This window comes from Desulfuromonas soudanensis, from assembly GCF_001278055.1.
Classification (GTDB): domain Bacteria; phylum Desulfobacterota; class Desulfuromonadia; order Desulfuromonadales; family WTL; genus Deferrimonas; species Deferrimonas soudanensis.
In genome coordinates, this window is record NZ_CP010802.1 from 2,919,997 (window position 1) to 2,946,057 (window position 26,061).

General features: G+C 63.3%; 26 protein-coding genes and 1 tRNA gene. 12 read left to right on the plus strand and 15 right to left on the minus strand.

Annotated features, from left to right (window positions below; genetic code table 11):
- Positions 1-31: 31 nt before the first annotated feature.
- From DSOUD_RS13095 to DSOUD_RS13130, 8 genes are all read right to left on the minus strand, one after another.
- Positions 32-2,050 (minus strand): sodium-translocating pyrophosphatase, encoded by a 2,019-nt coding sequence (locus tag DSOUD_RS13095; RefSeq protein ID WP_053551432.1) that lies wholly within the window; start codon positions 2,048-2,050, stop codon positions 32-34.
- Between the two features lie 29 nt (positions 2,051-2,079).
- The gene (gene pth, locus DSOUD_RS13100) at positions 2,080-2,643 is read right to left on the minus strand and encodes an aminoacyl-tRNA hydrolase (RefSeq protein WP_232426546.1); all 564 of its coding nucleotides are present in this window, start codon (positions 2,641-2,643) and stop codon (positions 2,080-2,082) included.
- An 11-nt stretch (positions 2,644-2,654) separates the two neighbouring features.
- The gene (locus tag DSOUD_RS13105) at positions 2,655-3,260 is read right to left on the minus strand and encodes a 50S ribosomal protein L25/general stress protein Ctc (RefSeq protein WP_053551434.1); all 606 of its coding nucleotides are present in this window, start codon (positions 3,258-3,260) and stop codon (positions 2,655-2,657) included.
- Between the two features lie 65 nt (positions 3,261-3,325).
- Complete coding sequence (locus DSOUD_RS13110) at positions 3,326-4,264, minus strand: ribose-phosphate pyrophosphokinase (protein ID WP_198300317.1); 939 nt, start codon at positions 4,262-4,264, stop codon at positions 3,326-3,328.
- 133 nt (positions 4,265-4,397) lie between these two features.
- Positions 4,398-4,472 (minus strand) — tRNA-Gln (locus tag DSOUD_RS13115).
- A gap of 38 nt (positions 4,473-4,510) precedes the next feature.
- Positions 4,511-5,350 (minus strand): 4-(cytidine 5'-diphospho)-2-C-methyl-D-erythritol kinase, encoded by an 840-nt coding sequence (gene ispE / locus DSOUD_RS13120; RefSeq protein ID WP_053551436.1) that lies wholly within the window; start codon positions 5,348-5,350, stop codon positions 4,511-4,513.
- Positions 5,351-5,438: 88 nt separating this feature from the next.
- Positions 5,439-6,611, minus strand: coding sequence for an aminotransferase (locus DSOUD_RS13125; protein WP_053551437.1), 1,173 nt, complete (start codon positions 6,609-6,611; stop codon positions 5,439-5,441).
- Between the two features lie 31 nt (positions 6,612-6,642).
- Entirely contained in the window at positions 6,643-7,779 is a 1,137-nt protein-coding gene (locus DSOUD_RS13130) for a M20/M25/M40 family metallo-hydrolase (protein ID WP_053551438.1), read from the minus strand.
- A gap of 239 nt (positions 7,780-8,018) precedes the next feature.
- On the opposite strand from DSOUD_RS13130, the gene DSOUD_RS13135 reads away from it, so the two are divergent.
- From DSOUD_RS13135 to DSOUD_RS13155, 5 genes are all read left to right on the plus strand, one after another.
- A complete protein-coding gene (locus DSOUD_RS13135) occupies positions 8,019-9,341 on the plus strand; it encodes a M23 family metallopeptidase (RefSeq protein ID WP_053551439.1) in 1,323 nt (440 codons plus the stop codon).
- Between the two features lie 111 nt (positions 9,342-9,452).
- Entirely contained in the window at positions 9,453-10,613 is a 1,161-nt protein-coding gene (locus DSOUD_RS13140) for a GspE/PulE/PilB domain-containing protein (RefSeq protein WP_053551440.1), read from the plus strand.
- A gap of 40 nt (positions 10,614-10,653) precedes the next feature.
- Positions 10,654-10,977 carry a hypothetical protein gene (locus tag DSOUD_RS18730; protein ID WP_053551441.1) on the plus strand — a complete coding sequence of 108 codons (324 nt, stop codon included), beginning with the start codon at positions 10,654-10,656 and terminating at the stop codon, positions 10,975-10,977.
- Between the two features lie 46 nt (positions 10,978-11,023).
- Positions 11,024-12,157, plus strand: a complete 1,134-nt coding sequence (locus DSOUD_RS13150; protein ID WP_053551442.1) for a tetratricopeptide repeat protein — start codon at positions 11,024-11,026, stop codon at positions 12,155-12,157.
- Positions 12,158-12,179: 22 nt separating this feature from the next.
- Positions 12,180-12,764: an acyl carrier protein phosphodiesterase gene (locus DSOUD_RS13155; protein ID WP_053551443.1), complete on the plus strand. Its 585-nt coding sequence runs from the start codon at positions 12,180-12,182 to the stop codon at positions 12,762-12,764.
- On the opposite strand, the gene DSOUD_RS13160 is transcribed toward DSOUD_RS13155, so the two are convergent.
- The 4 genes from DSOUD_RS13160 to DSOUD_RS13175 form a co-directional block, all read right to left on the minus strand.
- The gene (locus DSOUD_RS13160) at positions 12,752-13,591 is read right to left on the minus strand and encodes a rhodanese-like domain-containing protein (protein ID WP_053551444.1); all 840 of its coding nucleotides are present in this window, start codon (positions 13,589-13,591) and stop codon (positions 12,752-12,754) included. The two genes, DSOUD_RS13155 and DSOUD_RS13160, sit on opposite strands and share 13 nt — an antisense overlap.
- 128 nt (positions 13,592-13,719) lie before the next feature.
- Positions 13,720-14,421 carry a TIGR04211 family SH3 domain-containing protein gene (locus tag DSOUD_RS13165; protein WP_053551445.1) on the minus strand — a complete coding sequence of 234 codons (702 nt, stop codon included), beginning with the start codon at positions 14,419-14,421 and terminating at the stop codon, positions 13,720-13,722.
- Between the two features lie 62 nt (positions 14,422-14,483).
- On the minus strand, positions 14,484-14,630 hold the full coding sequence (locus DSOUD_RS18545; RefSeq protein WP_157671873.1) for a hypothetical protein: 147 nt from the start codon (positions 14,628-14,630) through the stop codon (positions 14,484-14,486).
- A 215-nt stretch (positions 14,631-14,845) separates the two neighbouring features.
- The gene (locus DSOUD_RS13175; RefSeq protein ID WP_053551447.1) at positions 14,846-16,180 is read right to left on the minus strand and encodes a radical SAM family protein; all 1,335 of its coding nucleotides are present in this window, start codon (positions 16,178-16,180) and stop codon (positions 14,846-14,848) included.
- A gap of 136 nt (positions 16,181-16,316) precedes the next feature.
- Between DSOUD_RS13175 and DSOUD_RS13180 the strand changes: the two genes are divergently transcribed.
- Positions 16,317-18,011: a B12-binding domain-containing radical SAM protein gene (locus tag DSOUD_RS13180; RefSeq protein WP_053551448.1), complete on the plus strand. Its 1,695-nt coding sequence runs from the start codon at positions 16,317-16,319 to the stop codon at positions 18,009-18,011.
- A gap of 19 nt (positions 18,012-18,030) precedes the next feature.
- Here DSOUD_RS13180 and DSOUD_RS13185 read toward each other — a convergent pair whose 3' ends face one another.
- Positions 18,031-18,954: a helix-turn-helix transcriptional regulator gene (locus DSOUD_RS13185; RefSeq protein WP_053551449.1), complete on the minus strand. Its 924-nt coding sequence runs from the start codon at positions 18,952-18,954 to the stop codon at positions 18,031-18,033.
- A 255-nt stretch (positions 18,955-19,209) separates the two neighbouring features.
- Between DSOUD_RS13185 and DSOUD_RS13190 the strand changes: the two genes are divergently transcribed.
- The 5 genes from DSOUD_RS13190 to DSOUD_RS13210 all read left to right on the plus strand — a co-directional run bounded on the left by DSOUD_RS13190 (position 19,210) and on the right by DSOUD_RS13210 (position 23,585).
- Positions 19,210-19,533, plus strand: a complete 324-nt coding sequence (locus tag DSOUD_RS13190; RefSeq protein WP_053551450.1) for a cytochrome c3 family protein — start codon at positions 19,210-19,212, stop codon at positions 19,531-19,533.
- A 414-nt stretch (positions 19,534-19,947) separates the two neighbouring features.
- On the plus strand, positions 19,948-21,030 hold the full coding sequence (locus DSOUD_RS13195) for a D-alanine--D-alanine ligase family protein (protein WP_053551451.1): 1,083 nt from the start codon (positions 19,948-19,950) through the stop codon (positions 21,028-21,030).
- Positions 21,008-22,024 carry a D-alanine--D-alanine ligase family protein gene (locus tag DSOUD_RS13200; protein WP_053551452.1) on the plus strand — a complete coding sequence of 339 codons (1,017 nt, stop codon included), beginning with the start codon at positions 21,008-21,010 and terminating at the stop codon, positions 22,022-22,024. The genes DSOUD_RS13195 and DSOUD_RS13200 overlap by 23 nt, the downstream gene beginning before the upstream one ends.
- Positions 22,011-22,493, plus strand: coding sequence for a GNAT family N-acetyltransferase (locus DSOUD_RS13205; RefSeq protein WP_082351277.1), 483 nt, complete (start codon positions 22,011-22,013; stop codon positions 22,491-22,493). Before DSOUD_RS13200 ends, DSOUD_RS13205 begins: the two co-directional genes overlap by 14 nt.
- A 6-nt stretch (positions 22,494-22,499) precedes the next feature.
- Positions 22,500-23,585: a KamA family radical SAM protein gene (locus DSOUD_RS13210; RefSeq protein ID WP_053551453.1), complete on the plus strand. Its 1,086-nt coding sequence runs from the start codon at positions 22,500-22,502 to the stop codon at positions 23,583-23,585.
- A 193-nt stretch (positions 23,586-23,778) separates the two neighbouring features.
- On the opposite strand, the gene DSOUD_RS13215 is transcribed toward DSOUD_RS13210, so the two are convergent.
- Positions 23,779-24,486, minus strand: coding sequence for a glycerophosphodiester phosphodiesterase (locus DSOUD_RS13215; protein WP_053551454.1), 708 nt, complete (start codon positions 24,484-24,486; stop codon positions 23,779-23,781).
- 16 nt (positions 24,487-24,502) lie between these two features.
- Positions 24,503-24,895 carry a rhodanese-like domain-containing protein gene (locus DSOUD_RS13220; protein WP_053551455.1) on the minus strand — a complete coding sequence of 131 codons (393 nt, stop codon included), beginning with the start codon at positions 24,893-24,895 and terminating at the stop codon, positions 24,503-24,505.
- 160 nt (positions 24,896-25,055) lie between these two features.
- Here DSOUD_RS13220 and glpX point away from each other — a divergent pair, with 160 nt between their 5' ends.
- Positions 25,056-26,009, plus strand: coding sequence for a class II fructose-bisphosphatase (glpX, locus tag DSOUD_RS13225; protein WP_053551456.1), 954 nt, complete (start codon positions 25,056-25,058; stop codon positions 26,007-26,009).
- Positions 26,010-26,061: the final 52 nt, after the last annotated feature.

Sequence of the window (26,061 nt, forward strand, 5' to 3'; positions counted from 1 at the left end):
CTATCGAGTTCATCCAGGTTTTCCCCGACGATTATCTGCCGACGAGGAGCGGAGCGATCACCAGCGACACCACGCTCATCAGCTTGATGAGGATGTTCATCGCCGGACCGGAGGTGTCCTTGAAGGGGTCGCCGACGGTGTCGCCGATGACCGCAGCGGCGTGAGCGCTGCCCCCCTTCTTCTCGCCGTCGAGTTCACCTCTTTCGATGTACTTCTTGGCGTTGTCCCAGGCGCCGCCGCCGTTGGACATCATCAGCGCCAGCAGAACGCCGGCCAGGGTGGCCCCGGCGAGCATTCCACCGAGGGCTTCCTTGCCGAGAACGAAACCGACGAGGACGGGGGCGGTCACGGCGACCATGCCCGGCAAAATCATCTCCCGCAGGGCGGCCCGTGCCGAGATGTCCACGCACTTCTCCGACTCGGGGCGGACGCCGGGCTTCCCTTCGAGAAGGCCGGGGATCTCCCGGAATTGACGGCGGATCTCATCGACCATCTTGCCGGCGGCCCGGCCGACGCTGGTCATGGTCAGGGCGCCGATGAAGAACGGCAGGGCGCCGCCGATGAGCAGGCCGATGACAACCATGGGGTCGATCAGGTTGATGGTTTCGAGCTTGACGGTGGTGGCGTAGGCGGAGAAGAGCGCCAGGGCGGTCAGGGCCGCGGAGCCGATGGCAAAACCCTTGCCGATGGCGGCGGTGGTATTGCCGATGGCATCGAGATCGTCTGTGATCTTGCGCACTTCGGGACCGAGGCCGGCCATCTCCGAGATGCCGCCGGCGTTGTCGGCGATCGGACCGTAGGCGTCGACGGTCATGGTCACGCCGACGGTGGCGAGCATGCCGACGGCGGCAATGCCGATCCCGTAGAGGCCGGCATAGTAATTGGCGACATAGATGCCGATGCAGATGATCAGAACCGGCAGTACGGTCGATTCGAGACCGACGGCAAGGCCGTGGATGATATTGGTCGCGGCGCCGGTCTTGCTCGCCTCGGCGATACGGGCCACGGGGCTCTTGGCGGTATAGTACTCGGTGATCTGGCCGATGATGATCCCGGCCAGGGTTCCGGCGACGATCGCCCAGAAGACACCGTTGTCAATGTGCATGCTGGCGATGACGAAGTAGGCGGCGACGAGAAAGCCGCCGGCGGCGACAAAGGTCGTGTAGTGCAGGGCCTTGGCCGGATCGAGTCCCTTGAGGACCTTCATCGAGACGATGCCGATGATGGAGAAGATCAGACCGACCATGGCCAGAACCAGGGGGAGGAGCATGGCGTTGGCCCGCACGTCGGCACCGCCGAGCTGCTCGAGAAGAGCGGGACCGGCTGCGGCGGCGATGGCGATGGTGGCGATGATCGAACCGACGTAGGATTCAAAGATGTCGGCGCCCATGCCGGCCGTGTCGCCGACGCAGTCACCGACGTTGTCGGCGATGACACCGGGATTGCGGGGATCGTCTTCGGGGATGCCGGCTTCGAGCTTGCCGACCAGGTCGGAACCGACATCGGCTGCCTTGGTGTAAATGCCGCCGCCGACGCGGGCAAAGAGGGCGATGGAAGAGGCGCCCATGGCAAAGCCGTTGATGTAGGTCGCCGTTTCGGGGTTGCCGCCGAAATAGATATAGGCGATACCGACGCCGACGAGGCCGAGGGACGCGACGGCCAGACCCATGACGGCTCCGCCGTTGAAGGCGATCTCCAGGGCCTTGGCCTGACCGGACTGCCGGGCAGCCTCGGCGGTCCGGACGTTGGCGCGGGTCGCGGCCTTCATGCCGATGAAACCGCAAATCATGGAGCAGGCGGCGCCGCCGACAAAGGCGAAGGCCGTCTGGAAGTTCATCCCCATGGCGATCAGCCCGAAGACCAGAAGGATGAAGATGGCCAGAACGCGGTATTCACGACCCAGAAAGGTCATGGCACCGGCGTGGATGTCTTCGGAGATCTCCTTCATGCGGTCGTTGCCCACAGGCTGAGCCTTGACTACGCCATACATCACGATGGCGATGACAAAACCCACGGCGCCGAGAATCGGTGCATACATTTGCAGTTCCATTGTTTCCTTACCCTCCCTTTCCCACAGTTTCAGATAGTAGCGTCGCGATTGTTAAATTCGTTCATGGCCCAGGTCACCCCCTTTTCGAGGACCGCCTCGACGGCCATGGCCGCGTTCACCAAAACATTGTCCAGAACCTTGCGTTCCGCCCCGGAAAATGCGCTCAATACATAGTCGGCGATGTCGCCGCCCCCCGGACGTCCGACACCCACCTTGATCCTCACAAAGTCACCGGTCCCGAGAACCTCACGGATGCTGCGGATGCCGTTGTGTCCGCCGTGACCGCCCCCGCAGCGGATCTTCAGGGCGCCGAAGGGGAGGTCGATGTCATCATGAACCACAATCAAATCCCCCGGTGCGACACCGAGGGATTTGCAGGCGGAGCCGACACTGGCGCCGCTGAGATTCATGTAGGTCTGGGGCAAAAGGAGGGAAACTTCCTGGCCGGCGCAGCGACCGACGCCGTAGACCCCCTGATATCCGTTCTTCTTCAGGGAAACGCCGCAGCGCTCCGCCAGGCACCGGACGACCATGAAACCGATGTTGTGCCGGGTCCCCTCGTACTTTGCGCCGGGGTTGCCCAGGCCAGCCACCAACTTCAAGATCAGGCCTCTTCAGCCCCTTCGGCCTCTTCGGTCTCTTCTTCTTCGACCGTAGGACTGGAAAGGATAATGACGGTGAAGTTGACCTCATGCGGTACTTCGATGCCGGCCGGCAGGGCAATATCCTCGATATGCAACACATCGCCGATCTTCATTGCGGTCACGTCGACCTCAATGGCGCTCGGGATGGCTGTCGGAAGGCAGACGACCTCGAGTTCATGTCGGATGACCTGCATGATGCCGCCCACTTTTTCCCCTTCCGGTTTTCCGAGGGTATGGACGGGAACCATGACATGAATCTTCTTTTTCATGTCGACGACCTGAAAATCGGCGTGCTTCATGTTGCGGCGAATAGCGTCGACTTGCATATCTTTGAGGATCACGACCTTGCCGGAGAAGGATCCTTCCCCCTTCAGGGTGATCAGGGTGTTCCACCCCGCCTCGGTGGCGATCGCCGTTTTCAGAGCCTTGGGCTCGACAATGATGGAGCAGGGCTCCAGGCCGCGCCCGTAGACGGTGGCGGGGATCAGCCCTTCGCGGCGCAGGGTGCGAGCAACCCCTTTTCCGGTGCGATCACGATTGGTAACGTTGAGTTCCGACTGTGCCATTTATTGAATCCTCCAAGATTCTGACTGGTTTATTGAGTCACTGTTGCGCAGGAAATAGTGCTTGTCTAGACGAACAACGAACTGACCGACTCGTCTCCGTGGATGCGGCGGATCGCCTCGGCCAGAAGCTCGGCGACGGAGAGGGGGCGCAGTTTGGGGCAGTCCTTGAGTTTTTCCGCCACGGGGATGGAGTTGGTCACCAACACCTCCTTCAGGCAACTCTCGTTGATACGCTCCAGGGCCGGTCCGGAAAGGACCGCATGGGTGGCGCAGGCATAAACCTCCGTCGCTCCGGCCTCCTTGAGAGCCCGCGCCGCCTGGCAGAGGGTACCGGCGGTATCGATCATATCATCGACGATGAGACAGACCTGTCCCTCGACGTCGCCGATGATGTGCATCACCTCGGAAACGTTGGGACCGCTGCGCCGTTTGTCGATGATCGCCAGGCCGGCGTCGAGGCGCTTGGCAAAGGCGCGGGCGCGTTCGGTTCCGCCGGCATCGGGAGAAACCACCACCGCCTTGCCGCCGAAGCGGGACTTGATATTGTCGAGGATGACCGGGGCGGCATAGAGGTGGTCGACGGGAATGTTGAAAAATCCCTGGATCTGCCCGGCATGCAGGTCCATGGTCAGGACCCGGTCGACTCCGGCCGTGGCGATGAGGTCGGCGACGAGCTTGCTGGTGATCGGCGTCCGCGGCGCGACCTTGCGGTCCTGACGGGCATAGCCGAAGTAGGGGATCACCGCGGTGATGCGCGCGGCGGAGGCCCGTTTGAGGGCGTCGACCATCACCAGAAGCTCCATGAGGTTCTGGTTCGCCGGAGAGCAGGTGGACTGAATGATATAGACGTCCCGCCCGCGGACGTTCTCCCCGATCTCCACCATGATCTCGCCGTCGGAAAAGGCCTTGACCTTGGCGTTTCCCAGGGGAACGGCAAGATGGCCGCAGATCTCCCGGGCCAGGGCGACATTGGAGTTTCCGGAGAATATCTTAAGCTTGTCCACCACTAAACCCTCACTGACTGCTTGGAAAAACTGTAGGTCATGGAAACCATGACCTAGCCTGAAGAATGAAAAGCTCTCAGAAGCCCCGCTGCCGTCGGCCCGCCGCCGCCCGCAAACGGGTTCTCGCAGTCTGTGGCTGGGGCGCCAGGATTCGAACCTGGGAATGCCGGAATCAAAATCCGGTGCCTTACCGCTTGGCGACGCCCCATCAAAACACAATATTAAAGAAGTGCAGCAAGAACAGGACTAGAGAGCCCGCACCAGAAAAGAGCGCCACCCGGGGACCGTCGCGAGTTCCTCGCAGGCCGCCCGGGCTGCCTCGACCCCTTCGAAGACGCCGAAAACGGTCGGCCCGCTCCCGGACATCAGGGCTCCTGCGGCTCCGAGCCCGAGGAGTCGCTCCTTGAGAGAGGCGATCACCGGATATCGGGGAATGGTCACCCCTTCGAGGTCGTTATGCAACAGGCGTACAACTCCCGCCGTTGTTTCGAGAAACCCCGGCATTCTAGCCACTGTCCCCGGGGAAGTCAACCCTAAATTTTGATAAACCCAGGCCGTGGAAACGGCGACTCCGGGGTTCACCAGGACGTACCAGAAGGGTGCCAGGGATGGGACCGTCTCGAGGCAATCGCCGATCCCCGTGGCCCAGGCCGGCTCCTTGAAGATGAAGAACGGAACGTCGGCACCGAGCTTCCCCCCCTCGGCCATGAGCCGCTCTTTCCCGAGGGCGGTGGAGAGCATCTCGTCGAGCCCCATCAGGACCGCCGCGGCATCGGAGGACCCCCCTCCCAGCCCGGCGGCCACCGGGATCGCCTTGTCGATGACGATCTCCACGCCGCAGTCGGCCCCGGAGAGCTCGAGCATCCGCCGGGCGGCCCGGGCCGCGATATTCTCCCCCCCCGGGGGGAGGTCCACCCCCTTGCAGACAACCCGGACCCCCCCTTCGGCGACCAGGGCGATCCTGACGGTGTCGTAGAGGGAAACCCGCTGCATCAGCATGGCCAGCTCGTGATAGCCGTCGGGGCGTTTCCCCACCACATGGAGACAGAGATTAATCTTGGCAGGAGCCAGAAAGGTTTTGTTCATCGCCAGCACTCATCTAGAGAGGAAAAACCGCCCTCGGCGGCCAGGGTGAAGGAAGAAAAAGGGCGAAAGCAATCCGTCAGGGACCGGCTCAGGGGGAAAAGTCCCGGAACCTTCCCACCCCCTCGGGAATCGCCTTCTCGTCGATATTGCCGAAGGCCAGTCGCAGATAGGGCGACAGCCCCGGGCCAAAAGCTTCGCCGGGAAGGACGAGAAGATGGGCCTCCTCGGCGAGACGCCGCGCCATCTCCCATCCTCCTCCCGGGCCTGGGTGGCGCACCCAGGCGAAAAAGGCGCCGCTGGCCACCAGGGAGAAGGGGTTCTTCTCGCGGACGAACTCGGCACAGAAGAGATCGTGCCGGCGCTGCATCCGCTCGCCATTGCCGGCAACCCAGTCGTCGAGATGGGTGACCCCATAGCGCACCGCCTCCTGGGTGATCCGCGGCTGACAGACGGCCATGCTGTCCTGGACCTTGAGGGCCTGGTGAATGAAGGCCTCGGACGCAGCGAGCATCCCGGCCCGGTATCCGGTCAGGGCGTAGGTCTTGCCGAAGGAGGCGATATGGACCAGATGATCCTCCCAGCCGGGGTCGCAGAAGAGTCGGTGCGGCCGGACGCCGCCGGGGAGGAAGGCATGATAGGTCTCATCGAGAACCAGGGCCACCCCCCGGTCCCGGGCCAGGGCCAGGAGGCGCGCCAGGGTCGCCGGAGGAGTGATCGCGCCGGTCGGATTGCTCGGGGTGACCAGCAGGATGGCCCGGGTCCTTTCCGTCATCAGCGCTGCGATCGCCTCCGGGTCGGGAAGGCCTCCGGAGCACGGGTCGAAGGGGGGGTGGACCATGCGGACCCCCAGGGCCTCCAGCCCCATGGCGTGATCGAAATAATAGGGGAGCGGGACGATGACCTCATCGCCGGCCCGGCAGAGGGTGACCATGGCCAGCCAGAAGGCCTGGCTGGCGCCGATGGTGAGACAGATCTGTTCCGGGCGCAGGAGGCCGCCGTAAAGCCTCAGGTAGCGGCCGCAAATCGCCTCCCGGACTTCCGGCAGCCCCTCGTCGGGGGTGTATCTGGAGGTCCGGGGATCGTCGAGCAAGGAGGCGAGATATCCGGTGAGCTCCGAAGGAGGAGAGTAGTCGGGGACCGCCTGACAGAGGTCGATCAGGGGGCGCTCCGGCGGGAAAAGGCGCCCGGCGACCCACCCCTTGACCCGGGAGATCGGCGGAAAAGGGACGGCGGCGACAAGGGGGGAGACGGGAAACTTCATCGGCGGACTCCGGACCCGGCAAAAAGACGTTTCATGCCCGTCGGATGACCTCGACCAGGAGTTCGGCGACCCGCACCATGTCGTCCACCCGGACCGATTCCTGCACCGAATGAACATGGCTCATCCCGGTGCCGAGGATGACCGTTTCGATGCCGTGGCCGTTGAAGATGTTGGCATCGCTGCCGCCGCCGGCGCCCTTGACCTCGAGGGTGCGACCGAGCCCCTCCGAAGCTTCGCGCAGCAGCACCAGGATGGAGGCCGACTCGGGAACGTTCATCACCGGGTATTCGGAGACGACTTCGCAGAGGACCTCGGGTCGAACCAATTCGCCGTCGACGACCAGGGCCAGGGCTTCGGCCGCCTCCTCGAAGCAGGCAATCATGTGGGCGGTCTGCCGGACCAGGCGCTCGGGGTCATGGCTGCGGGCCTCCCCCTCGACGACAACTTTCTTCGGCACAATGTTGGTGGCCTGTCCGCCGTGGATGGTGCCGATATTGGCCGTCGTCTGCTCATCGATGCGGCCGAGGCGCATGGCCGCCATCGCCCGGGCGGCCACGACGATGGCCGAAATCCCCTTCTCCGGGGCGATCCCGGCGTGGGATTCGCGGCCGCTGATTTCAAAACGGAGTTTGTTGGCGCTGGGGGCGCGGCAAATCGCCAGATCGACCCCCGAGGTGTCGAGGGCCAGACCCCGGCGGGAGCGAAGAAGAGAGGGGTCGAGGAGTTTGGCGCCCAGCAGCCCGACTTCCTCGCAGATGGTGAGCACCACCTCGATCGGCCCGCGGGGGATCTTCTGCTCGGCCACGACCTCGAGGGCCTCGATGATTTCGGCAATCCCCGCCTTGTCATCGGCGCCGAGGACGGTCTCCCCGGCGCTGGTGAAGACTCCGTCCTTAAGAACCGGCGCCACGCCGTCGGCCGGTTCCACGGTGTCCATGTGCACCGAAAGCATGAGGGGTTCGGCCGCTTTGCCGCAGGCCGGGAAGCGGACCACCAGATTGCCGCTCTGGCTTCCGGCCCGGGAACCGGCGTCGTCCATCTCCACTTCCCCCCCGAGGCGGCGGAACCGTTCCTGGAGATAGGCGGAGATCGCCCCTTCCCGGCGGGAAGGACTGGCAATGGCAGCCAACCGGGCGAATTCGTCCGACAGGCGCTGCGTGTTGATCATGGGGCACCTCGCGCAAAAAAAAGGTTCGACGGTGACGCCCCGAAAAGGGGGGCCCAGTCCAGAACCTAGCCCATTTGCCGCCCAAAATTCAACCGAATTGATGCGAGGAATGAAAAGGGAGGCCCCTGAGGACTGGACAGGGAAAGGGCAAAGCTGTTAGCATGCGGCGAATCAAAAATCGGCAACAAGAACCGCGTCCCGTCCGGAGCGATTCCCAACGACAGGCCTCTTTCGTGACTATGGATTTCAACCCTCCCCGCAACGCCAACCTCCCGCCTCGCGTCCCCCGCTGGCGGCTCCCCCTGCTGGTGCTGGCAGTCGCCCTCGTGGCCGCCTTTTTCTTTCTCGATTCCCGCACCACCCTTCCCGAAAGTGAGGCCCGAAGCGCCCCCGCTGAAATCAAGGCTCCGCCGCCGGAAATCCAGCCGGAAATTCAGAGGGAAGTCGTCGACGGGGAGATCCGCCCGGGAGACTCCATCACCACCCTTCTCGGCGACCACCTCTCTCCCCAGGAGATCCACACCCTGGCCGGGAAGAGCGGCGACATCTTCCCCCTCTCCAAGATCTGCGTCGGCCAGCCCTTCAAGCTGTGCCTGACCGACGGTACCTTTGAACGCTTCGAATACGACATCAACCGCGACGACCAGCTGGTGATCCGCAGGGACGGCGAGGAGATCGACATTGCCCGCGTCCCCATCGTCTATACGGTGGAGACCGCCATCATCCGCGGGACCATTAGCTCCAGCCTTTTCGAGGCCGTGGCCGAAGTCGGCGAAAATGCCGAACTGGCCCTGGCCCTGGCCGACATCTTCGCCTGGGACATCGACTTCATCCGCGACATCCGCCAGGGAGACGCCTTCCAGTCCCTGGTCGAAAAGCGCTATCGCGACGGCATTCCCGCAGGATACGGCAAGGTTCTGGCGGCGGAGTTCATCAATCAGGGGACAAGCTACCAGGCCTTTCTCTTCCAGGATGGCGACCACCCCCCCTCCTACTACGATGCCGAGGGGAAGAGTCTGCGCAAAGCCTTTCTCCGCGCCCCCCTCCCCTTCAGCCGCATCTCCTCCGGATTCACCATGCGCCGTTTTCACCCCATCAGCAAAACGTGGAGAGCCCATCCGGCCATCGACTATGCGGCCCCGACCGGAACGCCCATCAAGGCCGTCGGCGACGGCACCATTGTCAAGAAGGGGTACACAAAGAACAACGGCAATTTCATCAAAATCCGCCATAATGCCACCTACGAGACCCTCTATCTGCACATGAGCAAATTCGCCAGGGGGATCGCCCAGGGGAAAAGGGTCCTGCAGGGGCAGGTCATCGGCTACGTCGGCAGCACCGGCCTGGCCACCGGCCCCCACCTGTGCTTCCGCATGTACAAAAACGGCGCACCGGTCAACCCCAACCGTGTCAAGACGGCCTCGGCGGCGCCCGTCTCCAAGGAACAACTCGCCGCCTTCAGCGCCGCCATCGCCCCCCTCATCGAAAAGCTTGCCGGCAGAACGGAACTTATGGCCCGCACCGACCTCGCCGAATCGCCCCCGCCGCCGCAAAAACAGTGAGCCCTTCCCCATGACGCCTCTTGCAATTGCCGGCGCCAGACCCTAAACTGGGCGCTAACCTGCCCGGTCGGGCAGAAAAATACCTTCATCACCAAGACCAGGAGCGCTCAGATGGCCGTAAAACTCGGGGAACTCCTCATTTCGCAGGGAAAGATTACCGCCGGCCAACTCGAAGAAGCCCTTAAATATCAGGTCATCTTCGGAGGCAAGCTGGGCACCAACCTCCTTGAGATGGGTTTTCTCGAAGAGGAGGACATCGCCCGGATTTTAAGCAAGAAACTCGGCGTCCCCTTCATGGAATCTGCGGCCCACTTTGCCAGCATCCCCGAAGAGGTGATCGCCCTGATCCCCCGGGAACTGGCGGTGAAACACCAGGTTGTTCCCGTCAAACTGGAAAACCGGAAATTGAGCCTGGCGATGCTCGACCCTTCGGACCTCAAAGCCATCGATGAACTCTCCTTCCGGACCGGCTTCATTATCCGCCCCATGGTGACCCCGGAGGTCCGGCTCCTCGGCGCCCTGGAAAAATATTACCAGGTCCAGAGGACCGCCCGCTATATCCAGATCATCCGAGACCGGATCCCTTCCCCCCCATCGGCGCCGTCCCGCCCCGTCCCCCAGGCAAGGCCGGTGGCAAAGGCCCCGACACCTCGGCGGCCGCTGCCAACGCCTGCGGCTCCTCAGACGACACCCCCACCCCAGATATGGCCAGACGCCGACGTCGTCGACGGTCTTGAAGAAGTCGACATCCTCGACGAGGTCCTCCCCCTTCCGGAGGACGAACCCTGCACCCTCGATTCGATCTCCAGCCGCTTGAGCGAAAGCAGCGACCGCGAGGATATCGCCGACGGCATCGCCGAATATATCGGCCAGGAGTTCCCCCGCGGGGCGCTGTTCATGATTCGCGGCGGCAACGCCTTCGGCTGGAAGGCGATGATGGACGGTGAGGAGATCGCCCGCTTCGATGAATTCCAGATCCCCCTGGACGAACCCTCGGTCCTGAAGACGGTGGCGGAGACCGGCAGCAACTTTCTCGGCCCCATCCCCCGCACCCCCTTCAACTCCATGATGCTGCAGGAATTCGGCGGACGGATGCCGGAAACGGCCCTCCTTCTCCCCCTCTTCATGATGGGCAGGGTGGTGGGGATTCTTTATATCGATGGCGACAGCAGCGGGATCCGGGCCCGGATCGGCGACCTGCAGCGTCTCGTCGCCAAGGCGATCATGGCCTTCGAAATCCTGATTCTCAAAAAAAAGATCCTCACCCTGTAACCCGGGGGAACCACAGCGATTCCCCGCGATGGAGGTGCCGATGAAACCCTGGTCCCTGCTCCTGCTTCTCTGGCTCCTTTCGGCCTGCCATGCCGCTCCGGCCGTCGGCAACGGACCTGTTGCCGGGGAAAAGGAAGGGGCGACGATGGTCAGTATCCGGGGAGAGGTGGCCTTCATCGACCTCGAAGGCGGCTTTTTCGGCATCGTCGATAAGGAGGGGCGCCGGTACGACCCGACCAACCTCCCGCCGGAATTTGCCGTCGCCGGGCTCCCGGTCCATATCCGGGGACGGACCCTCCCTGCGACCGTCGGGTTTCACATGTGGGGGACCCGGATCGAAATCATCTCCATTGAAAAACGCTGAGAGGTTGTCACTTTCGGGGAAACCCATCAAAGGCAAGGGTGCATCGTTGTCAGACTCACATTCCCCCTCCGAGAAGAGCCCCACGGGCGGTCGCCATGCAACCGTCATCGAACTCTCCAAACTGGGACACAGGCTATTCAAGCAGCACCGCCTTCCCGAGGCCGGACAGGCTTTCCAGGAGGCCCTGGAACTCGAACCGTCCAACCCCTACATCCTCACCGGCCTCGGCGATGTTTTCAGGGCCCAGAAAGATTTTCCGGCGGCCAGGGGGTGCTATCACGAGGTCCTGAAGCGGACCCCCGACAACCTCTTCGCCCTGCGGGGGCTCGGAGACACCTGCCGCGAACAGCACCTCTACGCCGAGGCCATCGAATCCTGGCAGAGATACCTCGCCCTGCGCCCCAGGGACATTTTCGTCCTCACCCGCCTCGCCGACTGCTGCAAAGTGCTGGGGCGACTCGACGAGGCCATCGCCTATTACCATGAGGGGATGGCCATCGACGGCTCCGACCGCTACATCCTCCTCGGACTGGCCGACCTGTACCACAAAGACCATCAGGTGGACCAGGCCATCGCCTACTACGAGAAGGTTCTCGAAAGCGGCGGCGAATTGATCAACATTCTGACCATGGTCGGCAATCTCTGTTTTTCCGGAGGGGAGATTGAGAAATCGAAGGGATACTACGAAAGGGCTCTGGCCCTGGAGGCGTTCAACCCCTATGCCCTCTACGGGCTGGGGAACTACTATCGGTGGAAGCGGGACTATCGCCGGGCCATCGAACTGTGGGAGAAATGCCTGGCGACCAATCCGGGGACGTCGAGCATCCTGTCGCGTCTGGGGGACGCCTATCGCAACATCGGCAATCTCGATGCCGCCGAGCCCCTCTTCCACAAGGTTCTGGCCAATGGGTACGATAAATACGGAACGGTGGGGCTGGCCAAAATCCGGCTCCTCCAGGGGGCCCTCCAGGAGGCCTGGCAGCTCTACCTGACCTTTCTACAGCACGAAGGGGAAGACCGCGGCGTCCTAGCCGAATTCGGCAAGACCCTGGCCTTTTCCGGACACACCACCCAGGCCATTCTCTTCTATCAGCTGGCCCTGGATCAGAGTGATCGGCTCCCCCCGGAGGTGATGCGCATCCTCCGCGAGCAACTGGCCTATTTCAGCGAAGGGACCTGACCCACAGGTCGCAGGGAACGGTTTGAACTACCTCGTCCACCTTTTCCTCTCCGACCCCTCTCCCGGCTCCCTCCTCGGCAACCTGATGGGGGATTTCGTCAAGGGGCGTCTCGACGACCGCTTCCCCTCGGCGATCCGTCGAGGACTGGAACAGCACCGCCGGATCGACGCCTTTGCTCAGACCAACGTCCATTTCCGCCGCAGCAGAAACCGAATCGACCCCTCCTTTGGCCATTATCGGGGGATCCTGGTGGACATTTTCTACGATCATTTTCTCGCCAAAAACTGGACGCAGCACCATCCCCTCCCCCTCGAGGACTTCGCCCGGGAAAGCTACCGGCTGCTGGAAGACCATTTCGCTCTCCTCCCCGAGGGACTTCAGCGGATCGTCCCGCAGATGATTGCCCGCAACTGGCTCGTTTCCTATGGGCAGGTCGGAACGATCGACCGGGTCCTGCGGCAGATCTCCGGCCGGCTCAAGCATCCCAATCCCCTCGCCGCCGGAGGGAGCGAGCTCAGGGAGCATTATGCGCCCCTCGAAACGGACTGTCGCCGGTTTCTCGAGGAGGCCCAAGGCTTTATGGCCGAGTCCCTTCAGACGAAATGAGCCATCAGGGCCGTGAGCTTGACAAGGTGCCGCCGTTCTTCGTCGGAGAGGAGCTCGAAGACCCGCCGGGCGTTCTCATCGGCGAGCTCCCGGCGCAGGATGAGATAATGGTCGTAGGCAACGGCCTCGATGGCGACGGCGAGCTCGAGAAGGTCGCAGACCTGCTTCCCCCGGGTCCAGGAGAGGACCTCCTCGATCCGGAACCCCCCTTCCATACACCCCGCTCCGGCCTCCCCGGCGAGAATCCCCCGGGGGAAATCGGCGGCGGCGGGGCGACCGGCGAGCCCTTCATAAACGGCAACCAGCGAGGCCTTGTGCTTCTCTTCGGCCCGGGCCAGTTCACGGAAGAGGTTGGCCGCCTCGACATCCTGCACCCTGCCGGCCACCTCGGCATAGAACCGCCTGGTTCCCTCCTCGAGAACCCAGGCCAGGGCCACGTGTTCTTCCGGGGTTTCCGCCGCGGCAAAGAAGGTCATGGCCATCTCCGGCGTTCCTGCGGCGACCAGCCCCTTCCAGGCCTGGATCCCCCCCTCGAGGTTATAGACGGCCGAAAACCCGGCATGGGCCAGAATCGTGGCGGCCGCCTTACTGCGCACGCCGCTGGCGCAATAGACGATGGTCGGCAACCCGGCGGCAACCTCCCGGCAGTGCAGGGCGAGTTCCGCCAGAGGGATTAATCTGGCCCCCGGCAGGTGCCCCTCCGCATACTCCTCTTCGAGGCGCACATCGAGGAGATTGTAATCCTCGCCGCCATGGCTGGCGAGAAATTCCCGGACCTTTTCCGCCGACCAGCTCTCCACCGGCCGGAAATAGTCGCGCATGCCCATCCCTCTTCTCCTCCCTGAAAAAACCCGCTCGCGACAGGGGATACCCGCACCCCTGGTCTCTGCTTTGGCGCATCACCGTCGCAACAAAAAAAAACGGCCCCAGGAGGCCGTTTTTCCTGTCCGCAGACTCAGAAAACGCGATTTTTTTTCCGGGAGAGCTTCCCGGCGAGCCAGCCGACGAAGAAGACTCCGGCGCCGGCCAGAAACCACCGAATCATCCCGGTGCGCAGCATCGTCTCATTTTCCTGGCGCAGGGTAGCGGCTTCGGTGCCCAGCGCCTCGTTCTCGGTCCTCAGCCGGTCACGCTCTTCGGCCAGGGCCACGACGTTTTCGGACTGCCGGCGCAATTCGGCATACTCTTCGGTCACCCTCTTCAGTTCCTCTTCCGTCCGTGTCAAGGCCTCCTGCAGGGCGCTGCTCGTCCCCTGAAGCTCCTGGGCGACCGATTGCTTCCCCTTGCGCGCCTCCTCGAGTTCGACACTTAAAGCCGCCTTGCTCTTTTCCAGATCGGCAATCTTTGCCTTGAGCCGTCCCAGCTCCTTCTCCAGTCCCTTGACGACGAGTTCCTTCGGCAGGTCCTTGGTGATGTACTGTTTTTGAACGTACCCCTCGACCCCTTCGCTATCCCGGACACGCAGATACTCGGGTCCTTCCTCGAGAACCTCCATCGCTTCCCCGGTTTTCAAGGTCTTGAGGACCGGAGATCCGGACACCGGTCCCTGACGGAGGGTGACGATCAGACGATCGCTCACGTAACGGGTCTCCGCACCGGCCAGGGCGGCCAGCAGCAGGATCAGCAAAAAACCGGCCGCACTAAAAAGAACTTTCATAACCCCCCTTTAAATGAAACGCGCGGTCACTGACTCTCCGCCAGGTCCGGCGCCGGGATTTTTCAGTAACCCGACGGCACCGTCGTGGCGGCCGAAGCGGCCAGCGGACGCAGATCGTTTGCCGAACCGGCTTGCCCGGCATAGGCGGCCAGGGCCATGACGACCCCGCAGGCCATGACGACGAGTGTACGCACCAGACTCTCTTTCATCTGCATGTCCTTATCATTATTAAAAAAAAAATGCAATCCGTGAGTTTTCCGGATCACCCCCTGCTCCCCCGCCGAAGGGGGTTCTATGGCCTTCAGCAAACTCCATACCAGCTCCATCCGAAACCGGATTCCGCGCCTGCGGAGGGAAAACCCGGAGAAAAGACAACAAAATAGGCTGATTGCCCCGGCGAAATGACCGGACGGGAAGAGGGTCGCTATGCCGGCGGCAGGGGCCAGTCGGTGGCAAACCCCTCCGGATAAAAATTCTCGCGGGTGCGGTTGAAGTAGCCGTACTGCAGGCGGGGCACTTCGTTTTTCACCCGGTCCATCATCGTCCGCATGCCGATCCCCTCGCCGCTGACCCCCATGGCCTGCCAGTACATCACCGGGTCGATGCTGAGGTTACGCAACTGCACCAGATCGACCTCCGCCTCCCGAACCAGGGCAAGGAGACTTGCCACCTCTTCCTCCCGGTCGGTGATGCCGGGAAAGACCAGGTAGTTGAGCATGGTGAAGAGCCCGGCCTTCTTGGCTCTCCGCACCGACTCCATCACATCGGCAAATCGGTAGCCCCGGGGACGGTAGTAGGCGTTGTAAAAAGACTCCTGCGCCGAGTTGAGGGAGATGCGGATCGAGTCGATTCCGGCCTCGGCGAGGCGGTCGACGGCATCGGGAATCGAGGCATTGGAATTGAAGTTGATCGTCCCGCGGGGGGTGGCGCGGCGCATCTCCCTGACGGCGGCACAGATGGTGTCGGCCTGAAGGATCGGGTCCCCCTCGCACCCCTGCCCGAAGGAGACGATGGCATTTTCGGCCCCTTGCAGGTGGGGGATGGCGACCTCGCAGAGTTCCGCAACGCTCGGAACGAAGGTCAGCCTTTCCTGGCTGGAGGGACAGCACTCGGGGGCCTCCTGGAGAGAGATGCACCCCAGGCAGCGGGAATTGCAGACGGGCGAGGTCGGCAGCGGCGCTTCCCAGCGCCCGAAGAAGAGGTTCTTGGCGGCAAAGCAGTGATAGTCGACGGCGCAGCGGGAAAGTTGCTCGTAGAGGCGGTTGTCGGGGTATTTGATGAGGGCCTTGCGCACCAGGGGATCGAGGAGACGGTCATCGAAATGATCCGGGTCCCACTGGTTGTTGCGGTCGACCCGCGCCGCGGCCACGTAAAAACGTTCTTCCTCGACGCACCAGCCGACAGCGGTGTAGGCCCAGAGGGGGAGCTGCACCCCCTTGGACGGATAGTCGGCGGCCGGCAGGAGGGTGCGGGTGTAGGCCGGCGGCATGAAAACCGACACGGCCTGAATCTTCCCCCCCCCCCAGCTGCGGGGGAGATGCGCGGCGGTTTCGAGGGCTCCGGTCCGCCGGTTGATCCCGATAGGGGGCGTCCCGGGGATCGTGAAGAGCCTCCCTCCCTCCGGCAGGGGAATGAGTTCCTCCTCCCGCGGCGCCCGGGAGGTCATGCCGTTCATCCCGGCCATGAGAAGTTCGGGATGCTCAAAGACTTCGCCGCCGGCATCGGCGACCACGGCGAGAATGGTTTTTTTTCGGGCCATAGAAACGAAATCCAGTCGGGAAAGGGGGAAGGGGGAATTTCTTCGTTACCTTGGAACGCAAAAGGATAGCACAGAAGGCGGATGCCGGGCAATTTTCCCTTTCCATCCGCCGGCGGATCTGGCTATCCTGTCCGTTATGAAAACGATCCTGACTACGTTGCACAGCAAGTACATTCACCCGAGCCTGGCTCTCCCCTCCCTTGCTGCCTACTGCAGGGAAGGCTGCGGGGAACTGCTGATCCGCGAGTTCACCGTCCACGAACCGAAGGAGTCGGTCCTGGGGGTCCTGCTGGCCCTGGAGCCGGACGCGGTCGCTTTTTCCGTCTATCTGTGGAACCGGCGGGAGACTCTCGAGCTCGTCGATGCCCTGGGGGCGGCGGCTCCCGGGGTGCGCATCGTTCTCGGCGGTCCGGAGGTCTCCTTCGAAGGCAAAGAGCTTTTCGCCCGCCATCCCGCACTCAGCGCCCTGGTCCGCGGCGAAGGGGAGCTCCCCCTGCACGCCCTCCTCGGCGCCTGGCTCCGGGGGGAGGAACCGGCGGCGGTGCCGCGCCTGGCCTGGCGGACAGCGGCGGGGATAAGCGAAGGACCAGAGGGCCCGCTCCTGACCGAACTGGATCGCATCCCCTCCCCCTTCGCCCTCGGGCTTGTCGACACCTCCCGCGGCTTCGTCTATCTCGAGACCGCCCGCGGCTGCCCCTACGACTGCGCCTTTTGCATGAGCGCCCTCGACACCTCGGTGCGCTCCTTTTCCATGGCGCGAATCAAGGACGATCTCGATCTCCTCATGGCCGCCGAAGTGCCGCGGATCAAGCTGGTCGACCGCACCTTCAACTACGATGCCCGCCGCGCCCGGGAGATTTTCCGCCACATTCTGCTGCACAACCGCAGCAGCCATTTTCATTTCGAAATCGGCGCCCACCTCCTCGACGAAGCGACCCTGGAGTTGCTGCGCAGCGTCCCGGCGGGAACGTTTCAGTTCGAAATCGGCGTTCAGTCGACCCTGCCGCGCACCCTGCAGGCCATCGGCCGCTCCTCCGATCTTGAGCGCCTCGAAAAAAATATCCGTTCCCTGCAGAAGGAGGGGAACATCCACCTCCATCTCGACCTCATCGCCGGACTTCCCGGGGAAGGGTACGGGGATTTTCTCGCCTCCATCGACCGGGTCCTCGCCCTGCAACCCCACCACCTGCAGATCGAGCCGGTCAAGCTCCTCCCCGGCGCCCCTCTCCGCAGCCAGGCCGACCGCTTCAAGATCCGCTACGATCCCAACCCGCCCTATACGGTAATGGGAACGGCCGAGCTCGCTTTCAGCGAGCTCGAGCGCCTGCGGGGGATCGGCCGCCTCATGGATCTGACCTTCAACAGCGGCCGCTTCCCGACTTTTTTGTTGGCCCTCGCCGAAACCTGCGGCTCGATGGCAACCGGCCTCCAGGCGATGGAGGGATACTGGCGGCGCGCGGAACTCTTCCGCCACCCCCTCTCCCAGCGCGCCCTCTTCGACGGCGCCTGGTCCTTTGTCAGCACGGCCTTTTCCGGGGAAGCCCGCCAGCGATTGGCCGATGGACTCGGTTACGACTTCGCCCGCTGCGAGCGGGTGGCTCCGGAGAAAATTCCGGAGTTTCTCGACACCGATCTGACGGCCGCAGAACGGGAACGGGCGCGCGATCGGGTACGGGGTGCGATGGAAGAAAACCGAAGGGAGGGGGGACGGCTGCAGCATTTCGTGGCGGTCTTCCGGCACCTCCCCCGGGAGGAAGGGCGTACCCTTATCCTCTTCACCTACCGGACCCGCGGCGGCAGCGGGATGGAGGTGACGGCAGAACCCCTCTAGGCTGTCGGGGAGGGGGAAGTCAGGGGGTGGGCGGTTCCGGGAGCGGGGAGGATGGGAGAAAAAGCTGCTTCTCGAGATCCCAGCGATAGCCGCCGGTGTCCCAGATGTTTTCCAGGAGCTTCCAGTCGAGGTGGACCCCCTTCATTTCATCGACCGTATCGGAGGCCTGGAGCATTTCGCCGTCGTCAATGATGTTGTCGCCATTGAGATCGGCCCATTGATACGGGGCCACCTCGATCGGCTCCCGGCCGCCGACGGGCATCGGAACACTGCGGCCATTGGGATTGGCGACGATTTCGCCGCTGAAGGTCTCCCTGCTGCCGAGGACGGCGTCGGGGTCCACCTTCACCAGGTAGGAGATCACCCGCCGGGGTTCCCCGGGCTTGACGATCCAGCGCGCCGTCCCTTTTTCGTTGTCGAGGCTGGAGGGGGGGGGGCTGGATTCGATGAGATTCCACCCCCGGGGAAAGTGCTCTCGGAGGATAAAGCCCGTCATCTCGGCGTCGGCCAGCAGCCACACCCGCACCGGGATGACCATCCCCGGAGCGGCGAAGGGGGGGAGGATCCGCTCCCCGCTGATCTTCGTCTCGGGGAGTTCCTGACGGTGGTAGAAGAAATAACTGGCGGCCAGCAACGCCAGCCCCAGGACCAGGGGAATCGCCACCAGGAAAAAACGGCGCCGAGGCACCTCCGGTTCGGACAGAGTGCACTCGCCGCTGCGTCCCTGGAGGATCTCCTCCACCGGCACTTCCAGAGCCTCGGCCAGACGCAGGGCGTTCTCCCGCTTGATGCTGGGATAACGGTTATTCTCCCAGCGGGAGATGGTGTCGGTCGTCACCCCGACGACTTTGGCCACGTAAAGCTGGGTCAGCTTCTTGTCCTCGCGGACCAGACGGACGGCAAAACCGTCGAGGCAAACTGTCGGGGGGAGGGACTGACTCATGGCTGACCTCGGAAAGCAAAACGCGCACTACCTTACCAGACCCTTCCTCCTCGAGTAAACAGCAAAGTCGACCCGACATGCGACGAAAAAAACCTCGGCACCGAACCAGCCAACTACCCTGAATTATTGAACGACTGCCCGACATCGGGTCCCGTGACGCCAGATGTCTGATGCGCCGGCCCCTTTTATCCGTTATACCTGTATCAAATCGAGGGCGGGCTGGTCCGCCCCAGCAAATTCCTAGGAGGTACCATCATGAAACGTTTCATCACCATCCTGCTCGCCGTCACCTTTCTCGCCGGCGGCGCCCTGATCGCCTTCGCCGACAACGGCCCCGCCGAAGTCAAACTCGAAGCCAGCATGGGCACCGTGACCTTCCCCCACCAGGCTCACCAGGCCCTGGTCGCCGACTGCACCACCTGCCACCACAAGGGTGTCGAAGCCGGCACCTGCACCAAATGCCACGGCGTTGATGCCGCCGCTCCCAAAGCCAAGGACGCCTTTCACAAGCTGTGCAAAGGGTGCCACGCCGACAAAAAAAGCGGCCCCACCGGTTGCAAGGACTGCCACAAGAAGTAATCGGACAACCAAAAGAGCTTGATCCTGGGGGGAGCCGGCCTGTCCGGCTCCCCCCATTTTTACCCCCTCCCCGCCGCCCTCATCCCCCCCTCGTCACCCAAAGGCAAAGTCCCCCGTGAAGAAAATTTATTTTTCTTTTCCCATCGCCTTGCCACGTCTTTTGTCGCCGCTACAATTACCCAATATTTAAGGGCAATTTTACCGTATTTTTTTCTCATTGACAGCCCCAGGCAACGGGAGTATACGCTGCAATCAAGGGCAGCGTTCCGGTCCGGGAACGCGCAAGACGACCAAGCGTAAAAAGCGACCCCTTTTTATAGCCGCCAGCCGCCAGGCTACCCGGACCGACAGAACGAAGTCCCCATTCCCTGCGGGGAACCCGTGCAACGTCAGGCTTTTAAAAAGGGGTTAATCATGCGCATCGCTCTCACCTTCAATTTGCGGGCGGAATCCGCCGGCGAACAGGAACAGCCTGTTTCCGCCGATCCGTCCGAACCTCCCTCTTCCCCCGCCGAAGACCTCTACGCCGAATGGGATGATATCCATACCATCCGGGCCGTGGAAGACGCGTTGGCCAGTTGCCACGAGGTCACCCTCGTCGAAGCCGATCTCGAGGCCTTCGCCACCCTGCGGCAGCTCCGTCCCGAACTGGTCTTCAACATCGCCGAAGGTCTCTACGGCTCCAGCCGCGAGGCGCAGATCCCCGCCATGCTCGACATGCTGGGGGTCCCCTACACGGGGAGCGACCCGGTCACCCTGGGAATCTGCCTTGACAAGCGGCGCACCAAGGAAATCCTCTCCTATCACCGCATTCCCACCGCACGCTTTTGCGTCGTCGCGTCGCCGGCACAGCTCCCCGGCCGCCTGCGCTACCCCCTGATGGTCAAGCCGACCCTCGAAGGGTCGAGCAAAGGGGTCACGGACAAGGCCCTGGTGCATAACCGCCGCGAGCTGGTCCGCCAGACCGAATGGGTCCTCGACACCTACCGCCAGCCGGCCCTGGTGGAAGAATTCCTTCCCGGCCGGGAATTTACCGTCGCCCTCATCGGCAACGGCGCAGCACTCCGCGTCCTCCCCATCGTTGAACTCAATCTCGGCACCCTCCCTCCGGGGGTCAACCCCATCTACTCCTACGAAGCCAAGTGGATCTGGGACCAGGAAGAGGCCCCTCTGGAAATCTTCTCCTGTCCTGCACCCCTTGAGCCCCTGCTGCAAAAACAGATCGAAGAACTCTGCCGCCGCACCTTCAACGCCCTCGGCTGCCAGGACTGGTGCCGGATCGATGTGCGCCTCGACGCCGAGGGGCGACCGAACATCATCGAACTCAACCCCCTCCCCGGCATCCTCCCCCGCCCGGAACAGAACAGCTGTTTCCCCAAGGCGGCCCGGGCCGCCGGACTCTCCTACCGGGAGATGATTCTCAGCGTCGCCGACGCAGCCTGTGATCGGTTGAATCTTGGTCAAGGGGGAATAAATGAACGTCGCAGTCTGCTTTAACCTGGTTCCGCCCCAGCTCCTCAAGGGAGAAGCGGGAGACCGCATCTCCGAGGAGGGCGCCGAAATCGAGGCCCGTTCCGTCCAGAAGGCGTTACGCGAACTCGGCCACAGTGCTCAACTCGTCCCCCTGGGGTCCGATATCTCCGTCACCATCGAGGAGTTGCGCGCCCTGCGCCCCGACGCCGTCTTCAATCTCTGCGAAGGGTTCTGGGGGAACAGCCGCAAGGAGATGCACGTCGCTGCCCTCTTCGACCTCCTCGACTATCCCTGCACCGGGGCCTCTCCCCTCTGCCTGGGATTGACCCAGGACAAGGCCCGGACCAAGGACCTCCTCCTGCGCCACGGCCTGCCGACCCCCAAATACACCCTGGTCAAGCTCGGCGAGCAGTTCCTGCGGATCCGGGATCTGGCCTACCCCCTGATCGTCAAGCCGCGCTTCGAGGACGCCTCCCTCGGCATCGGCGCCGACAGCATCGTCGACAACGAACGGGACCTGAAACGGCGCATCGACTATGTCCACCGCACCTACCGCCAGGGGGCGCTGGTCGAGGAATTCATCGTCGGCCGCGAAATCAATGCCGCCGTCCTCGGCAACGCACCCTTTGAGGCCCTCCCCCTCTCGGAAATCCGTTTCGCTCCCGGCCTGCGCCACTCCATCGTCAGCTACGACGGCAAATGGCGGGAAGAATCCGCCGAATTCGCGGCGACGGTCCCGGTCTGCCCGGCGCCGCTGAAGGGCAAAGAGGAAATCCTGGTCAAGGACGTGGCGCTGCGCGCCTACAAGATCCTCGAGTGCCGGGATTACGCCCGGGTGGACATCCGCCTTCGGGACGGCGTCCCCTACATCCTCGAGATCAACGCCAACCCCGACATCTCCCCCGATGCCGGCCTGGCCCGGGCGGCCGATCAGGCCGGGATTAGCTACAAACAGCTGATCGACCGCATCCTGCAGATGGCCCTCAAGCGCAAGGAGACCGCTCATGCGAAACCTTAACCGGGGAGACCTTCCCGGACTCACGGGCGTGCTCCGCGCCACCGGCGCCTTTACCGATGCCGAAATCGACTGCGCCGTCGAACTCCTGCAGATCGTTCTCGACGATCCGGAACAGAAGGACTATATCGTCGCCGTCGCCGGGGAGGAGGGAGCGCCCATTGGCTACATCCTCTACGGTCCCGTCCCCCTGACCGAGGGGAACTTTGATATCTACTGGATCGCCACCGATCCCGCCGTACAGGGGAGCGGCATCGGCAGGCAATTGATGGCCCACGCCGAGGAAGACGCCCGATCCCGGGGCGCCCGGATCGTCTGCCTGGAGACCTCCTCCCAGGGGGGGTACGAGAGGACCCGGCGCTTCTACGATAAGGGAGGCTACCTGGAGGAATCGCGGATCCGCGATTTTTACAAACCCGGTGATGACCGCATCACCTATGTCAAACGCTTTTCCCATGGGAAGGAGGAGTAAAAGAGGATGGAGATCTGGCAAAAGCTCCTGCAGGCAAGCATCACCCGCCCCTCTGAAGTCACCCGCCGCTTCGGCATCGACCCCCGCCCCCTCGAGGCGGTGGCCGAGCGCTATCCGATGCGGATCAACCCCTACTACCTCGGCCTGATCCGCAGCGTCGGCGACCCCATCTGGCGCCAGGCGATCCCCTCCGAGGAGGAGCTGCACGACGCGGTCTGCCCCGTCGATCCGCTCAACGAGGAGAACCAGAGCCCGGTCCCCAACCTCGTGCACCGTTATCCGGACCGGGCGCTCTTTCTGGTCTGCTCCGAGTGCGCCATGTACTGTCGCTTCTGCACCCGCAAGCGCAAGGTCGGCGGCGAGAACATGGTGATCGACCAGAAGAGCATCGACGGCGGGCTCGACTACATCCGCTCTCACCCGGAAATCCGCGACGTGATCCTCTCCGGGGGAGACCCCCTCCTCCTGAGCGACGATCGCCTCGATGCGATCCTCAAGGGGCTGCGCGCCATACCGACGGTGGAAATCATCCGCATCGGCAGCCGCGTTCCGGTGGTCCTTCCGCAGCGGATCACCCCGGCGCTCGTCCGGATGCTGCGCCGCTATCATCCGCTCTATCTCAACACCCACTTCAACCACCCGGACGAAGTGACGGAAACCGCCGCCAAAGCCTGCGCCCGTCTGGCCGACGTCGGCATCCCCCTGGGGAACCAGAGCGTTCTGCTGCGGGGAGTCAACGACGACCCGGAGGTGATGAAGGCTCTGATGCAGAAGCTGCTGACGATCCGGGTCAAGCCTTATTACATATATCAGGCCGACATGGTCCAGGGAACAAACCACTTCCGCACCAGCGTCGAGGAGGGGCTGGCGGTGATCCAGTCGCTGCGCGGCCACACTTCGGGGATGGCGGTTCCGGCCTACGTCATCGACGCTCCCGGCGGCGGCGGCAAGATCCCCTTGCTCCCCGAGTATCTGCAGAACCTCGGCAGCGACGTCGTCCTGAAAAATTACCGCGGCGACCTCTACCACTACGACAACAGCGCCGCGCCACCGGAAGAAAAACGATCAGTTGCCGCCAACGACCACTACTGAAAAAAGGGGACAAACGCCCCCCTTCCCCGAGGGGCTCCCGGCTTGCTGGGTTTCAATCCTTGAGAGATTCCGGTTTGGATGGCCCGGCCTGAGGAGGAGAGTGCCAGGGGCGTTTTGACCGGCAAGGAAAACTAAAAAAACCCCGCGCACGCCCCCTGCCGTGCGCGGGTTTTTTTATCCGCGGGTGGGAAAATCAGGAGAGGGCACGGCGAATCCTCAGGGGGTCGTTGGTGAAGACCCCGGCCGCCCCGAGGCGCCGCAGCCGCCCGGCAACGACCGGATCGTCGACGGTCCAGGGATAGAGGACCAGGCCCTGTTTGCGGCAGGCATCCACCATGGAGGGGGAAACGAGATCGACCCGGGGATGAAAACTCTCGGCCCCGCAGGCGGCCGCCCTTTGCAGTCCCCGGCGCCAGAACCGGGATTCGGCCAGAAAGCCGAGCGGGAGATCTGCCGCCTCTGGCCGCAGCCTCTCCAGGAGGCTGTGGTCGAAGGAAGAGACGAGGACCCGGGCCCGGGGATAGGCGGCCAGAAGCGCAAGGACGGCCGCCCCGGCGACGGCACTCTTGATTTCGATATTGACCCGCAGGCGCTCTGCCGACCAGGCCAAAACCTCTTCGAGGGTGGGGAGCCGTTCGCCGGCGAAGGACGGGGCGAACCAGCGGCCGGCATCGAGACGGCGCAGTTCGGCGAGCGTCTGCCGGTTCACCGCGCCGCGGCCGTCGGTGGTGCGCTCGAGGGTGTCATCGTGAATCACCACCGGGACCCCGTCCCGGCTCAGGTGAACGTCGAGCTCGATGCCGTCGGCTCCGGCCTCTTCCGCGGCGCGAAAGGACGTCAGGGTGTTTTCCGGCGCCACCCCGGCGGCGCCGCGGTGCCCCCAGAGGAAAAAATCTCTCATTCTCACCCTCCCATGGCTAGGGCCCGCCCTGAATCACCGGCAGACCGCGCAATTGCCACCCCATCACCCCTCCGACCATATTGTAGACCTCGCCGTACCCCCGTCTGGCGAGGTAACCGGCCACCTGATCGCTGCGCGAGCCGACGGCGCAGTAAACCAGAAGAGGCCGGTCGGCGGGGATCTCGCCGATGCGGCGCACCAGGGCATCGATGGGGATCAGGTGCGCACCGGCGATGCGCACCTGGCGATATTCCTCGGGCGTCCGGACATCGAGGAGAAACACCCGCGCATCCCCGGTCACCAGATCCCGGGCCTGCACCGGAGAGATATTGCGCACCTCGCCTGCCTGGGCAGGGAGCGAAAATACGCACAACAACAAAACCGCCAGCATCCATCGTCCAGACCCCATTTGCTTCCCCCTTCTCCCTTCGTCGACATTCATCCTGTGAGTAGAGCCACTATATCCATTTCCGCATATCTCGACCAGCCCAAAAACTTGTTTTTGCCACTAAATCATGCCATCATGCCCGATCATTAATCGTTCGGCATGCGCCACAAGGAGATAGTACATGGATCGCAATCTGGCTTTAGAACTGGTAAGGGTCACCGAGGCGGCGGCTCTGGCCTGCGGCCGCTGGGTCGGCAAGGGCGAAAAAATGGCAGCCGACGAGGCAGCCACCACGGCCATGCGACGCACCCTCGACTCCATCGGCATCGACGGCACGGTGGTCATCGGCGAGGGGGAGATGGACGAGGCGCCCATGCTCTATATCGGCGAGAAAGTCGGGAACGGCAGCGCTCCGGAAGTCGACATCGCCGTCGACCCCCTGGAAGGGACCAATATCTGCGCCAAGGGGACCAACGGCTCGATCACCACCATCGCCATGGCGCCCCGGGGGGGGTTCCTCCACGCCCCCGACATGTACATGGACAAGATCGTCGTCGGCCCTTCGGCCAAGGGAGTCATCGACATCAACGTCTCCCCGACGGAAAATCTCAAACGTGTCGCCGAGGCCAAAGGGTGCTACGTCGAAGACCTTACGGTGGTCATTCTCGACCGTCCCCGCCACGAGAAGATGATCCAGGAAGTGCGCAAGGCAGGCGCCCGCATCCACCTCATCCCCGACGGCGACGTGGCTCCGGCCATTGCCGCCGCCGTCGACGGCAGCGGTGTCGACCTGCTGATGGGGATCGGCGGGGCTCCCGAGGGGGTACTGGCCGCAGCCGCCCTTAAATGCATGGGCGGCGACATGCAGGGGCGCCTGGTCTTCATGACCAAAGAAGAGCGTGACCGGGCAAAGACCATGGGGATCGACGACTTCGACCGCATCTATTCCGCCGAGGACATGGCCCGGGGGGACGTCTTTTTCGCCGCCACCGGCGTCACCAACGGCGAATTGCTGCGGGGGGTCCGTTACACCGCCGGCGGTGCCGAAACCCATTCCATCGTCATGCGCTCCAAGAGCCGCACCGTTCGATTCGTGGAATCCAAACATTTTTTCGACTACAAGCCGGTCTACTGAGCCCCTCCGGCCCGGGGTTTTCTCTTCCTGCCCCGGACCGGACTGCCGGCTC